This window comes from Streptomyces sp. NPDC048417 (assembly GCF_040651615.1).
Lineage (GTDB): Bacteria > Actinomycetota > Actinomycetes > Streptomycetales > Streptomycetaceae > Streptomyces.
Genome location: NZ_JBEZKI010000003.1, coordinates 301,582 through 315,952, shown reverse-complemented (window position 1 = coordinate 315,952; position 14,371 = coordinate 301,582). Strand labels below are relative to the sequence as shown.

Sequence of the window (14,371 nt, the reverse complement as noted above, 5' to 3'; positions counted from 1 at the left end):
TCGTGTGCGGTGGGGTGATGGGGCGCATCTCCAGGCCCGGCAGGTGTGACCCATCAGTCAGGCGGTGACCGTCTTCGTCGGCTTGCTGGTCGCCGTGCCGTCCTTGTGGCCCGTGCGGCGGGCCGTGACCTTCACGGTGATCTTCTTGCCCTTCTGGGCCGCCTTCAGGGTCAGCGTGGACTTGGTGGCCCCGCTGATCGCCTTGCCGTTCGCGTACCACTGGTACGCGTACGAGGTCGCCGCCGGGCTCCAGGTGCCGTGCGCCGCCGTCAGCTTCTTGCCGACCTTGGCGGTGCCGCTGACCGTCGGCTGCTTGGTCGCCTTGGGCGCGTCTCCCTTCGCGACCGTCACCGCGGCGGAGGTGGCCGACCCGCTCAGCCAGCCGCTCTTGACGGCCGTCACGGTCACGGTGAGCTTCTTGCCGAGCAGGGCCGCCGGGACGGTGTACGACGCGGCGGTCGCGCCGGATATCGCCTTGCCGTCGGCCTTCCACTGGTACGTGTAGGAGGACGGGGCTGCCGACCAACTCCCGGTCGTGGCCGCGACCTTGGCGCCCACCTTGGCGGTGCCGGTGATCTTCGGTGCGGCCGTGCCGGTCAGCTGGGGCTGGGTCACCGTGAAGCCGCCGAGCGGGTACTCGCAGCAGGTGGTGAACACGCTGACGTTCCAGTCGCCCGCGGCCGCGCCGGTCAGGTCCAGGGTCGCCGTCACCGAGCGGTTGTCGGCGGCGACCGAGTCGGCCTTCGCGGAGACGGTCTGGCCGGACCGGCTCAGCCGCACCTCCGTGTTCGGGCCGAGAGCCGTACCGGTGACCGTGACCTTGACCTTCGTACCGCTCACGCCGGCGGCCGGGCTGATCCCCGTGACGCTCACCTTGTCGGTGCCGCACAGGGTGAACTGGCAGGCCAGCCGGGCGATGTAGGCGGTGCCGGACGTGGTCTCGGGGAGGCCGAGCAGGAACACGGTCGGGGTGAGCGCCGTGGACGAGCCGAGCGTGGCGCAGTCGTAGCCCTCGCCGTCCTCGCCGATGTAGCGGGTGCAGCCGTTGCGCCAGGACGTCGTGTTGTACAGCGCCGGTACGGCCTTGGCGGTCGCGCCGGTGGTGTCCTTGATGTCGGCGGAGAAACGGTCGAAGCCGGCCGTGGGCAGCACCGCGCAGACGGCGCTGTGTGCCTCGTCGAGGGTGCCGGTGACCGGGCCGTATCCGTACGACACGGACGGGACCCTGGTGCACTCGGGTGCGGGGCCGTCGGCGGTCGCGATGCGCAGGGCGTCCAGGTGGTACTCGGGGGCGGACTTCAGGTCCGCCGGGGTCTGGACGAGCACCTGGTGGGTGGTGGAGCCGGTGACCGCGCAGGAGCTGTTGCGGTAGGAGCACTCGACCTTGCCGTCACCGCCGATCACCGCGATGTTCGCCGTGCCCAGCGCGTCCCGCGCGCTGACGTGGACGACGTCGGTGGCGGCCGGGGTGGTGACCTGGACGCAGTCGACGGTGCCGGCGGCGCCGGCCGTGCCCTTCACCGAGGGGCCGCCGACCTTGGCCGCCGCGGTCCTCGTGCAGCCCGCCGAGGCGGCGGTGGCGGTGACGTCCCGGCGGGTCAGGGTGTAGGCGGCCGCCTGGTCGCGGCCGGTGACCAGGACGGTGTGGGCCTTGCCCGGGGTGAGCGAGCACACCGTCCAGCCGTTGGTGGCGGCGGAGCGCTCGCAGACCTTCCTGCCGGTGGAGTCCAGCACCGAGAACCTCGCCGGTACGTCGCCGGAGGTGGCGGTCAGCTGGAGGAGTTCGGTGCCGGTGTGGGCGTCCGCCGGGATGCTCAGGCACTGGGAGAAGACGCCGTCGCCGGTGGCGAAGGTGGCCTTGGCGCCGTCGGCGGTGAAGCTGCCGGCGGGCAGGACGGGGCAGTCGCCCGCGGCGTCGGTGCGGTACAGGGCGAGGGCGTAGGGGCCGGTCGCGCCCTCGGCCTGGTTCTCGGTGTGCACCAGCGTCCGGTAGGGCGCGGTGCCGGTGAGTGCGCAGGTGCCGTCCGAGATCTCCTGCACGGAGCACTGGGCGGTGCCGTCCCGGTCGAGGACCTCCAGGTCGGCCTCGACACCCGAGGAGGCGAGCGGCCTGAGGACGGCGATGCGGGCGTTCTGCGGGGCGGCCAGGGTCAGGCAGTCGTACTGGCCGGGCGTGCTCAGCTCGCCCTGGTGCAGGCCGTATCCGGTCGCCGTGCAGCCCGCGTCGGAGGCGCGGTCGAGGACGACCACGCGCTGGCGGGCGGAGCCCTCGGGGATCGCGGTGTAGGTGCCGGCCGCGGGCACCCGGCACGGCTCGTTGCCCGCGCGGCACACGGTCCTGCCGTCCGTGCCGTAGACCTGGACCGGGCCGGTGGCGCGGTCCTCGTTCACGTAGTGGACGGTGTACAGGCCGGCCTTGTCGGTGGTGAAGGTGTAGCAGCCGCCGACGGTGAGGTCCTGCGGGTCCAGGGCGCCGTAGGGGCGGACGGAGGCGGTGGTGCAGCCCTGGGGGTCGTTCAGGCGGCGGGCGGTGACCGTGTAGTCGGCCGGGAAGCCGCCCTCCGCGGAGTCCACCTGGGAGATCACCCGGTAGGGGCCGCTGCCGGGCAGCACACAGCTGTCCTCGCCGTCCTCCGGGAAGTGCGGGCAGATCCGGGCGCCGGTCGCGTCGGTGAGCCACGCGGTCGCGCCGCCGTAGACCCTGGTGACGGCGGTGAGCCGGATGCGCTCGCCGGGCCGGGCGTCGATGCCCTGGCAGTCGACCTCGATCGGGCTCACGCTGGTGCGCGTGGTGAGCGGCTGGTCCCAGTTGGTGCCGGCGGCCTCGAAGCAGCCCGGTGTGGCCGAGCCCAGCGGGACGACGGTGACCTGGGCGTCCTCCGGGTCCACCCAGCCGCTGTTGACGACCGTGAGGGTGTAGGTGCCGGCCGCGGGCACCTGGCAGCGGCCCTGCTCGGAGAACTCCTCGTCGTAGCAGTCCACCGGGGTGCCGTCCGCGGCGGACAGCTGGGTGTACGCCTCGTGGTGGCTGTCGTCCAGCGACACCATGTACAGGCCCGCGTCCGGGGCCGTCACGGTGAAGCAGGCCGTCTCCTGGGCCGGGACGGTCACCTTGCCGACGGCGTCGCCGGGGTCTCCGAAGGACGCGAGGGCCAGTGGTGCGCACACCGGGTCGTCGGCGCGGGCGGACCCGGCACCGGTGAGCGTGAGAAGCGAGGCGAGCAGGGCGACGACGAGGACGGGCACGGCGGTGAGCCGCCCGGGTCTCGCCGTCGTGCCGAAGGTGGCGCCGGTCGCGGAGTGCACCGTCAATTCCCCCCTGGAATATGAATGGTGGGGCGATGGTCGCACACAGGTGTGACACAGCCTCAACCGGTTTCCAGGGGCGCCCGCGCCCCGCCGTGCGTCAGTGCCGTCCCGCCACCCGGTCCGCGACCCGCGCCAGCCGGGACGACTCGGCGCTCGGGTGGAGCCGTTCGCGCTGGTCGGCGGCGCGGTAGGTGGCGTACATGCCCTGCACGCCGAGCCACCGGAAGGGCTCCGGCTCCCACTTGCGGACCTTGTGGTTCACCCACGGCAGTTCGGTCAGCCCGGTGCGCCCGCCCTGCCCGGAGTCGAGCTGCACCAGGTCCCTCAGGGTCCGGGCGGCGAGGTTGGTGGTGGCGACACCGGAGCCGACGTACCCGCCCGCCCAGCCGAGCCCCGTGGAGCGGTCGAGGGTGACGGTCGCGCACCAGTCCCGTGGCACCCCGAGCACCCCGGACCAGGCGTGCTCGATCCCCACCCCCGCCAGGCCCGGGAAGAACCGCACGAGAATCTCGCGCAACGCCTCGATCGTCGCCTGCTGGGTCCGCCCGTCGTTGTCCGTCCGGGACCCGAACCGGTACGGCACCCCGCGCCCGCCGAGCGCGATCCGCCCGTCGGCCGTGCGCTGGGCGTACATGTAGGCATGCGCCATGTCCCCGAGGGTCTCCCCGCCCGCCCAGCCCACCGACTCCCACTGCTCCCCGGTCAGCGGCTCGGTGGCGATCATCGAGGAGTTCATCGGCAGCCAGGTGCGCTTCTGGCCCTTGAGGTTCGCGGTGAAGCCCTCGGTGCAGCGCAGGACGTAGGAGGCGCGGACCGTGCCGTACGGGGTCACGGCGTGCCTGGGCCGGATCTCGGTCACCGGGGTCGACTCGTGGATCCGCACTCCCAGGCCCTCCACGGCCGCGACCAGCCCCTTCACCAGCTTCACGGGGTGCAGGCGGGCGCCGTGCGGGGTCCAGGTCGAGCCGACCGCGTCGGCGATCCGGATCCGCTCCCGGGTCTCCCGGGCGCCGTACAGCTCGCGGTCCTTCTCGCCGTACGACAGCTCGTGCTCGTGGAAGGCCTTGAGACGGGCCAGCTGGGCCGGGGTGCTGGCGACTTCGAGCACCCCGCCCTTGTGCAGATCGGCGTCGATGTCCTCCGCCGCCGCGACCGCGAGGACCTCGTCGACCGTCTCGTTCATGGCCTTCTGGAGGCGTACGGCGGCCTCGTGGCCGTGCAGCGCGGCGTGCCGGTCGCGGCCGGCGATGCCGTTGTAGAGCCAGCCGCCGTTGCGGCCGGAGGCTCCGTAGCCGCAGAACTTCTGCTCCAGGACGGTGACACGGAGGAAGGGGGCGGCCTTCTTCAGGTAGTACGCGGTCCACAGGCCGGTGTACCCGCCGCCGACGATCACGACGTCCGCGGACGCGTCACCGTCCAGCGGCTCCCGTACCGCCGGGAGGCCGTCGTCCGCGTACCAGAAGGAGATGCCGCCGTTGACGACACTGCTTGCCGAGCTGCTCATGGCCGGACGTTAACTCTTGAGGGCGGCCAGTGTCTCCTTCGGATTCCATGCTTTTCCGCGGCCTCTGACCAGCGGATAGCAGGCGAGACCGATCAGCGTGGCGACGAAATGTCCGAGGTCGGTGAAGGTGGGCGACTCGGTCAGCGGCAGCCCGTAGACGAGCAGCACGACCGCGATGTACGGATACCGCCAGGGCGCCGCGATCCGGTACGCGAGCACCGCCATCACCCCGGCCAGCGCGTAACTCACCCCGATGTCCAGGGTGTTGACCGCGGTGTACGGGGCGATGCCGTCGTGGATCCCCTTCAGCAGCGCACCCTCGCTGATCAGGGTGGCCAGCACGTGCGCGGCCGCACACACCGCCAGCCAGCGCCCGGTACCGAGCCAGCGTTCCGCCGGTGCGTGGAAGACGGTGTACAGGAAGGCGTACGGCACCCAGTGCCCGCCCTCGATCCACATGGCACTGGCGACCAGCACCCGTACGGGGTTGTCCGACAGCTCACGGATGTTGGTGGACCGGTGCCGCAGGAACTGCTGCTCGAACTCGGGTGACATGTGGTGCAGCGCGACGGTCGTCACGAAGAGGATCGCCAGCCAGATGTACGTGCCGGGGGCGCTGCGGACATACGCCCACACCCTGCTGCCGAGGCCCCGGAAAATTCGCATGAGGTGATTTATGCACGGCCGTAACGTCGGGTGGGTGATTGACATTCCGGATGAGCTGATCGCCCGGTACGAAGGCACAGCGGGCCGCGCCTTCGTCGCCGCACTGCCCGCACGGGCCGAGCGGTTCCTGGACCGGTGGGGGCTGCGGCTCGACGGGCCCTCGATGTACGGCCGCTGCGCGCTGGTCCTGCCGGTGCTGCGGGTCGGTGACGGCTCGCGGGCGGTGCTCAAACTCCAGGACGTCGACGACGAGACCGCCGGAGAGCCGGTCGCGCTGCGGGCCTGGGACGGGGACGGGGCGGTCCGGCTCCTCGAAGCGGACGACGAGACCGGCACCCTGCTGCTCGAACGGCTCGACGCGGGACGGCACCTCGCGGACCTGCCGGACACCCGCGAGGCGACCCTGGTCGTCGCCCGGCTGCTGGCCCGGCTGACGGCCGCCGAGCCCCCGGCGGGGCTGCGACGCCTCGGTGACGTCGCGCCACGGCTGGGGGAGCGGGCCGCGGCGGCACTGCCCTCCCACCCCGACCCCGCCGAGCGCCGGCTGCTCGCGGACTGTGCGGCGGCGTTGGCCGAGGTCGTCGGTGAACCCGGTGACCGCCTACTCCACTGGGACCTTCATTTCGAGAACGTGCTCGCCTCCGACCGCGCCCCCTGGCTCGCCATCGACCCCAAACCGCTCGTGGGCGACCCCGGCTTCGACCTCTTCCCGGCTCTGTGGAACCGCTTCGACGCCGGGGAGGTGCGATGGCGCTTCGACGCCATGGCGGACGTCCTCGGCCTCGACCGGGCCCGGGCCCGCGCCTGGACGCTGGCCCGGGTCCTGCAGAACGCGGTCTGGACGATCGAGGGCGGGGGGCGCCTCGGCGAGGAGCAACTGGAGATCGCCCGCCAACTGCTCAGCTGACCGGCTCCGGCACCGGGGCCTGGGCCGCTGCGTCGTGCTTCGGCGGCTTCGCCGTCACCAGCAGGCCCGCGACCAGACCGGCCAGCAGCATCACGCCGACCGCCCACCAGATGGCGACCGTGTAGCCGTGTACGACGGCCTCGGGAACGACGGCGGCCTTCTGGGCGGGGTTGTGGAGGTGGGCGGCGAGGTAGGTGGCGCTGCTGCTGGTGGCGATGGTGTTGAGCAGCGCCGTACCGATGGAACCGCCGACCTGCTGCGAGGTGTTGACGGTGGCCGAGGTGACACCGGAGTCCTGCGGGGCGACCCCGGCGGTGGAGGTGGCGAAGACCGGCATGAAGGTCAGGCCCATGCCGAGGCCCATCAGCAGCAGGGCGGGCAGGATCTCGGTGGGATAGGAGGAGTGGACCGTGATCCGGGTCAGGAGTAGCAGGCCGCACGCGGCCAGCAGCATGCCGGGGACCATGAGCATGCGCGGGGCCACGCGGTGCAGCAGCCGCGCGGATATCTGGGTGGAGCCGGTGATGATCGCCAGGGTCAGCGGGAGGAAGCCGAGGCCCGCCCGGACCGGGGAGTAGCCGAGGATGACCTGGAGGTAGTAGGTCAGGAAGAGGAACAGGCCGAACATGGCGACGGTCGCGAGCGCCATCGTCAGGAAGCTGCCCGCGCGGTCGCGGTCCTTGACGATGTGCAGGGGCAGCAGCGGGCTGGGGGCGCGGTTCTGCCACCAGACGAACGCGGCGAGTAGTACGACCCCCGCCGCGAACAGGCCGAGGACGAGCCCGTCGCTCCAGCCGCGCGGTTGGGCCTCGCTGAAGCCGTAGACGATCGCGACCAGCCCGCCGCAGCCCAGCAGTGCGCCGGGCACGTCGAGCCGGGAGCCGGGTTGGCCCGGGCGGTCGTGCAGCAGCGCGGTGGCGCCGGCGACGGCGAGGATCGCGATGGGCACGTTGACGTACAGGCACCAGCGCCAGTTCAGGTACTCGGTGAGCAGCCCGCCGACGATGAACCCGATCGCCGAACCGCTGCCCGCGAGGGCGCCGTAGATACCGAAGGCCTTGCCGCGCTCCCGCGGGTCGGTGAAGGTCGTCGTCAGCAGGCTGAGCGCGGAGGGCGCGAGCAGGGCGGCGAAGACGCCCTGGAGGGCCCGGGCACCGAAGAGCATCCCCGGGGTCTGTGCGGCGCCGCCGAACGCGGAGGCGGCGGCGAATCCGACGAGCCCGATGACGAAGGTGCGCTTGCGGCCGACCAGGTCGGCGATCCGGCCGCCCAGCAGGAGCAGTCCGCCGAAGGCGAGCGTGTAGGCGGTGATCACCCACTGGCGGTTGCCGTCGGACATGCCCAGGGCGCGCTGTGCGGAGGGGAGGGCGATGTTCACGATCGTCGCGTCCAGGACGACCATCAGCTGGGCGAGCGCGATGACCACCAGGCCCCACCAGCGGTGGGGGTCGGCTCCGTCCTCACCGGTGTGGGATTCACCCGTTCGGGCGCTGCTCATTCGGTCAGAAGACCACGAATCGGGATGAGTCGCATCCCGGGATGTGTTGTTCCTGGTCATGGTTCGAGAACCACCTTTCCTATGGTCGCCCGGGTCTCCAGGGCGCGGTGCGCGGTAGCCGCCGCGGCCGGCGGGAAGGGCGGGCCGGCCCCGGGCCGCGCTCTCCTCGCCGTCACGACGGCTCGCCGATAGGACGGATCGAGGCGGCCGGAATGTGACATCGCCAGGTCGTGCGGGCCGTCATCGCGGGCCGGGGTGATTGTCAGTGGCGGCCTGCACTATGGGGGCATGGCGAGGACAGCGGCCGGTGGGACCGGCGGAGGCAGGGTGAAGGGTGCGCGGCGGCCGGAGGTGCGGCTGCCCGAGCTGGAACCCTGGAGCGGCGGCGGGCTGGAGCCGGACGGGGACTACGACGGGCTGGAGTTCCGGGAGGCGGACTTCGTCGGGCAGGACGGCGCGGGCGCCCGGTTCATGGACTGCGCTCTGACGGGCTGCGCCTTCGACGAGACGGGGCTGCGCCACGCCCGTCTGCTGGACACGGTCGTCACCGGGGCCAGAGGCGTCGGCACCAACCTCTCCGACGCGACCCTGCGCGACGTCGAGCTGGTCGACGCCCGCCTGGGCGGCACCCAGCTGCACGGTTCCGTGCTGGAGCGCGTGGTGATCCGCGGCGGCAAGATCGACTACCTCAACCTGCGCACGGCCAAGCTCAGAGACGTGGTCTTCGAGGGCTGCGTCCTGGTGGAACCGGACTTCGGCGACGCCGTCCTGGAGCGGGTGGAGTTCGTCGACTGCACCCTGAAGGAGGCCGACTTCACCGGGGTGACGATGAAGGACGTCGATCTGCGGGGCGCCGCGTCCCTGGAGATCAGCAGAGGGGTGGAGCGACTGGCCGGGGCGGTGATCAGCACGTCCCAACTGCTGGACCTGGCACCGGTGCTGGCCGTGCGGCTGGGGATCCGCGTGGAGGGGTGAGCCCGGCCGGCCGCGGTCTCAGTCCGGGGGCGTGGCCGGGCCGGTCGCGGTGCTCAGTCCGGGGGCGTGGCCGCGGCCGCCTTCCGCAGGCCCAGGTGGTCGTCCGGATCCTGGAGGCGGTCCTGCTGGGCGGCCAGCATGCGGCGGACCACCGGTTCCGGCATGCGGATCACCACCGGCCGGGGCAGCGTCAGCTCCCGCACGGCGGTGCCGGTACGGCCGGGACGCAGGCGGTTGCTCACCCTCGCCACCACCCGCACGTCGAGGGTGAACTGCACCAGGACCGAAGCGGACTTGGGCTTGTGCAGCGGCATCGAACCCGACGCGTTCACCGCCGCGTCGGCCGCGCCGCCGGAGCCACCGGCGTTGCCCATCAGCTGGTTGAGGCGGAACTCGTCGGCGTTGAGCAGTCCCGCGCCCGCCAGGCCGCGCGCCGACCTGCCGTGCTCGGCGGAGCTCTGACCGTCCGTCTGGGTGGGCCGGGGCGCGTCCAGGTGGCTCTGCCCCACCGTCTCGAAGGTCATCTTGTCGCCGACGCCCAGCACCCGCCCGTCCCGCAGCCGCGCGTGCAGGGACGCCCGCAGGTCCTGGCCCGCCGCTCCCGTGGCGTGCACCGGCGGCAGCTCCGCCCCGGCGGAGGTCAGCAGCGGCAGCGCCGCGATCAGCCACTCGGTGGAGACGGCCTCGGTCAGGGTGTACGCGGCGGCCTGGCCCTTGGCCCGGAAGCGCTCACCGCCGCCCGCCTCCCGGACCGCGTCGCCGACCAGCTCCCGTACCTGCGGGGCTCCCTGGAAGCCGTTCACCTGCGCCTCCATCGGCAGCCGCACACCCCCGGAGCGCCAGCCGCCGAGTGCGGCCGGGCGGTCGCCCTGCGGGCCGGGAGCGGGTGCCACCGGCTGCCGGCGCGGTGCGGTCAGCCGGCCGAGGGCGGCCAGGTCCTTCTCCAGGACGCGGTGGGTCAGCGCCTGGCGGCCCAGGGAGACCAGCGCCAGCCGGCGGTCGCCGCGGTGCAGTTCGAGGGTCGCCTCGATCGGCACCCGCGTCTTCGACGACTTCGCGGTCTTCGCCTCCGCGACCGTCTTCATGCCGAGCTGGCCGCGGCCGAACGCACCGGAGCGCCGCGAGCCGCCGGAGCCGACGCCGAGCCCCGCCGCCCCGCCCATGCTCTTCAGCTGCCCGGCGCCGCCGTCCGGTTTGCCGGAGCCGGCGAAGATCCCCTCCGCGCCGGTCGTCACGCCCTCGTCGTGGGAGGTGGCCTGCTGGGCGACGGCCGCGGTGATGTACTCCAGGTCCCGGCCGTCGTCCGCCGTACCGTCGTAGGCGCCGTCGCCCAGGCGGTTGACCTTGAACACCGCCCAGTAGGGGGTTCTGCGGCCGTCGAACAGCTCGACGGTGACCCCGCCGTCCATGGCGCCGGAGAGCAGTCCGGCGCTGCCGTCGCGGTCCAGGACGCGCAGCAGCCGTTGCACGTTGTCGTTGCGGTCCGCCAGCTGCCGCCGGGGCAGCAGGTCGTCGGCCAGGCTCTGCTGCCCGCTCTCCGCGAGGCGGGTACGCAGCCGGGCCAGCAGCGGCACGAAGTTCGGCAGGTTCTCGATCATGCCGAAGCCGAGGGGCAGCGTGCGGCCGAAGGACGGTCCGGTGGTGCGCGGCGGCGCGGACGTGGTGGACCCGGTGGCGGTGGCGGTGGCGGTGGCGGTGGCGGTGGTGGCGGTGGCGGTGGCGGTGGGCTTGGCGGGGGTGGACGACCCGGCCGTGTCCGTCGAACCCGCGGCGCGGATCCCGTCCCGGGTCTCTCCCCGAGTCTCTCCCCGGGCCCCTTCCCGGGTCTCTCCCCGAGTCTCTCCCCGGGCCCCTTCCCGGGTCTCTCCCCGGGTCTCTCCCCGGGCCCCTTCCCGGGTCTCTCCCCGGGCCCCTTCCCGGGCCCCTTCCCGGGCCCCTTCCCGGGCCCCTTCCCGGGCCTCGCGTTCGGCGCCCGCGCGGGAGCTCTCCGCCGGTCGCCGCTCCTGCCGGGACGACGACGGCATCGTCATCGGCGCCGGTTCGGGATCGAGCTTCAACTGCCTGCGGATCGACGCCGGCAGCTGCGCCTCCGTCAGCCACACCGCCGCCTCGGCCGGCAGGGTGCGGGCGGCCGTCGCCACGTAGGGGCCGCCGCCGGTGACCTTGACCTCGGCGACCATGGTGACGAGCAGGTCGCACTGGACTAGGTAGAGCGGCGCCTTCTTCGGGGTGTGGGCGTTGCGCTCGACCGTGCCGGACAGGGTCGCGGACCGGGCGTCGCCCTCGCTCGTGGTGCGGCTCCCGGACAGGCCCTGGCCCAGGCGCCACTCGGGGCCGTTCTCCGAGCCGGTGGCGCCGAACTGCCAGGTGCTGGTGGTGCCCTGCCCCTCCTGGCCGGCGGCCTGGTGGCCGCCGAGCACGAAGGTCTCCGTGCCGGGACCCGCGCCCCGGTGCAGGAACTTCGGGTTGGCCAGCGTGAACCGGGTGCCCACGGCCCCGTTCAGCGCGGCGAGCCGCCGCGGATAGCGCAGGTTCTTCACCACCCACCCGGCGGACGCGGCCTGCCGCAAAGCCGCCGTGATGGCCTGCGGGCCGAACCGCTCCTCGATCGCCAGCCGTGGCGCGAGCCCCTCCGCCTGCAGCGCGGGATCCTCGCGTACCCCCTTGTTGCGGGCGGCGGCCCGGGACAGCAGCTGGAAGGCGAGGTCCCGGACGGCCTGTCCGTCGCCGACCGTCTCCACCAGCTGCCAGTCCCGCAGCGCCTGTCCGATGGACGGCCGGGGCACGAGCGTGGCCAGGTCGCCGATGCCCTCCGCGGTGACGGCGTGCTCGGGCCGCGGGGGCTGCGCCCGCCGCCGGTCGCCCACCGCGTCCTGCCGCCGCTTGCCCTCCTCGTCGAGGGTGAACTCGGTGGGAGTGACCAGCCGTACGTCCTGCTCGTCCAGATGCAGTCCGGCCAGCCGCGTCGGCTCGGGTGCGTCCTGGCCCGGGGAGCCGGGGGTGAGGGCGCGGCCGAGCTTGCGCTGCCGGGAGGTCATGGTGACGTCGACGTCGAGGCGCAGGGCCGCCCCGAAGGAACTGGCCTGCTCGGAGCCGTTGGTGAGGACGTCCGTGCGGGTGGTGGGGCCGGCCTGGTTGCGGCGGGTGCCGGTGCGGTGCCTCTCGTAGCGGGCCGAGCCGGTCAGGATGCCGGGGACGATCCTGGCCTGCCCGAGTACAAGACCGCCGATCGAGCGCGAACTGCTCCGTCCGCTCTGCGCGTTGCCGGTGACACCGGAGTGGCTGCGCACCAGCCAGTCGTCGGTGTCGCCGAGGTAGCCGGTCTCGCGGAGCTGCCCTGTGACGCGGAGCTGCACGTCGTGCGCGTGCAGGGTGGTCTTGCGGCGCAGCCGCACCCGGATGCCGGTCGAGGTCAACTGGTCCTTGTTGACCCGCAGGTTGGTCTCGGACAGGGCGGCCATCAGCTCGCGGTGGTTGCGCCGCTGGAGCGCGGCCTCCTCCCTGCCCGGCACCGAAGCCACTGCGTCCGTGCCGAAGGAGGGCAGGTAGCCGGCCAGCCGGGGATCGGTCGCGAACAGCTCCTGTACGGCCCGGACCATGGGACCGGTGTCGAGCCGGCTGAGGGTGACGCTGGAGCCCATGGCGCCGAAGGGGAGGTGCCGCTCGACGTCGACCTCGTCGCCGTTCTCGTCGGTCCGCTTCGGCTTCTCGATGAACCCCTTGGCCTTCTCGGCCTCCTTGGCCTCGATGTCCGGCGGCAGCGGCAGCCCGAGCGACCGCGCCTCGTCGGCCCGCAGGCTCATCCACACCCGCATCGTGTGCCGGGCGACCCGGGTCCCGGGGCGCAGGATCATCTCGGCCGAGCGCGGCCCCGTGCCCTCCGCGGTGAACCGGACGGTCGCTAGGTAGAGCGCCTTGTCGCCGCGCACCTCCGCGCCCTGGCGGCTCGACACGGTCTGCTCGGCCACCGTGAACCGCGCCTTGCGGGCCGCCGCGACCGGCATGGCCGTGGCCCGTACGACGGCGGCGTTCCCGACCGCTCCGACGCCGATGGCCGGGCCCAGGCCGCCGGTGACGGCACGCCCCTTGCCCGCGCTCTCGGTGACCGTGTGCTGGGTCTGCTGATGGGTGCGCAGCTGGGTCCCGCCGGTGCCCCAGGCGGGCGACATGCCGGTGATCTCGGCGCGCATGCGGTAGCTGCCGACGCTGCTGCCGTCCTTGGCGGCCAGGTCCTCGCCCGTGACGCCGTCGCGCAGCAGCCGGGGCAGGTCCTCCAGGACGGTCGCCGTGGAGGTCGCCTCGTAGAGGCGGGCGCGTCCGGGTGCCCCGGGGGCGGTGAGCGAGGGGTGCAGGACGGTGGCGACCGCGTCGAAGAGCCCGCCGCCGCCCTGGTGCGGGGCCGCGCTGTCGGTCACCGCGACCGGGGCCATGGAGTCGGCGAGCGAGACGCGCCGGGCGGTGTCCGCCGGGAGGGGCCCCGGAGCGGCGGGCGCCGCGGTACCGGCCGGGACGAGGTGTTCGGTGGGCACGCGCTGGGCGAGGGTGCCCGAGCCGTGGAAGATCTGTTCGTTCGCGGCCCCGTGCTTCTTGATCCGTACCCCGTACCGCACCTTGCGCGGCGCCTCGACGGAGCCCTTCTCGCTGCGCAGCACCCGTGGTTCGGCCACGTTGCGCTGGCTGCGGGACTCCCGCGAGGACTGCCAGGGCTGCGCGTTCGCCAGCCCGGCGCCGCCCAGCCACAGCCCCGGTACGACGGGCGCGAGCCCGAAGCCCATGCCGCCCAGGCCGGTGCTGGATCCGCCGCTCGCGGTGGTCGCGACGGTGGCGGCGGTGTTGTGCTGGACGTCGACCTTGGTGTCCTTGCCCTCGGCCTCGTCCACCGCGGCGAGCGGCGCTCCGTCCGGGTCCGGCACGGTGTTCGCGAGCAGGTCCTTGGGATGGAAGACCGGCGGCCGGTCGTCGGGGGCGCGGGAGATGCTGACGGTGACGTCGAACCACTCCTTGCCGGTCCTGCCCTGGACCGCGAAGGCGCGGCCCTGCCCGTAGAACGACTCGGGGCGGGCGGCGAGCTCGGCGCCGATGTCGGCGACTGTGCCGTCGCCGTGCCCGACTACGGCGGCCACCGCGTTCCGTACGAACTCGTGCCCGGTCAGCCCGTATGCCGTGGACAGTCCGGCGGCCTGGAAGTCCATCAGGTACGTCGGCAGCACCAGCCCCGGCGCGGTGTGTTCCTCCTCGACGGGGGCCACGGGCGCCACCGGCCGGCTGCGCACCGCCGACGGCCGGGAGACGCCTTTCCCCTTCGCGTCCCGCAGCGCCTGCGTGGTTGCCGCGTTCCCGGCGGTCCCCATGAGGGCGAGCAGAGCGTGTTCCGTGGGCCCGACAGACGTGGTGGGCCCGACGGGCACGGTGGAGCCGATGGGCTTGGCGGTGACCGGTACCGGTGCCGGGGGAGAGGCGTCTTTTCCGCTGTCGCCTGCCTGTCGCTGCGTCCGCACGGAGTCAACGTATG

The 14,371-nt window shown here is 73.3% G+C and carries 7 protein-coding genes; 2 read left to right on the top strand and 5 right to left on the bottom strand.

Annotation, left to right across the window (positions count from 1 at the left end):
- Positions 1 to 57: 57 nt before the first annotated feature.
- From AB0D59_RS06330 to AB0D59_RS06320, 3 genes are all read right to left on the bottom strand, one after another.
- On the bottom strand, positions 58 to 3,306 hold the full coding sequence (locus AB0D59_RS06330; protein ID WP_362561442.1) for a Tat pathway signal protein: 3,249 nt from the start codon (positions 3,304 to 3,306) through the stop codon (positions 58 to 60).
- A 100-nt stretch (positions 3,307 to 3,406) separates the two neighbouring features.
- Positions 3,407 to 4,813, bottom strand: a complete 1,407-nt coding sequence (locus AB0D59_RS06325) for an FAD-binding oxidoreductase (protein ID WP_362561440.1) — start codon at positions 4,811 to 4,813, stop codon at positions 3,407 to 3,409.
- A 9-nt stretch (positions 4,814 to 4,822) separates the two neighbouring features.
- A complete protein-coding gene (locus AB0D59_RS06320) occupies positions 4,823 to 5,479 on the bottom strand; it encodes a rhomboid-like protein (RefSeq protein ID WP_362561438.1) in 657 nt (218 codons plus the stop codon).
- Between the two features lie 34 nt (positions 5,480 to 5,513).
- On the opposite strand from AB0D59_RS06320, the gene AB0D59_RS06315 reads away from it, so the two are divergent.
- Positions 5,514 to 6,386: an aminoglycoside phosphotransferase family protein gene (locus AB0D59_RS06315; protein ID WP_362561435.1), complete on the top strand. Its 873-nt coding sequence runs from the start codon at positions 5,514 to 5,516 to the stop codon at positions 6,384 to 6,386.
- Here the strand turns inward: AB0D59_RS06315 and AB0D59_RS06310 are convergent.
- On the bottom strand, positions 6,379 to 7,884 hold the full coding sequence (locus AB0D59_RS06310; RefSeq protein WP_362561432.1) for an MFS transporter: 1,506 nt from the start codon (positions 7,882 to 7,884) through the stop codon (positions 6,379 to 6,381). The genes AB0D59_RS06315 and AB0D59_RS06310 overlap by 8 nt on opposite strands.
- A 288-nt stretch (positions 7,885 to 8,172) precedes the next feature.
- Between AB0D59_RS06310 and AB0D59_RS06305 the strand changes: the two genes are divergently transcribed.
- Positions 8,173 to 8,859, top strand: a complete 687-nt coding sequence (locus tag AB0D59_RS06305) for a pentapeptide repeat-containing protein (RefSeq protein ID WP_362561430.1) — start codon at positions 8,173 to 8,175, stop codon at positions 8,857 to 8,859.
- Between the two features lie 53 nt (positions 8,860 to 8,912).
- On the opposite strand, the gene AB0D59_RS06300 is transcribed toward AB0D59_RS06305, so the two are convergent.
- The gene (locus tag AB0D59_RS06300) at positions 8,913 to 14,357 is read right to left on the bottom strand and encodes a hypothetical protein (RefSeq protein WP_362561427.1); all 5,445 of its coding nucleotides are present in this window, start codon (positions 14,355 to 14,357) and stop codon (positions 8,913 to 8,915) included.
- Positions 14,358 to 14,371: the final 14 nt, after the last annotated feature.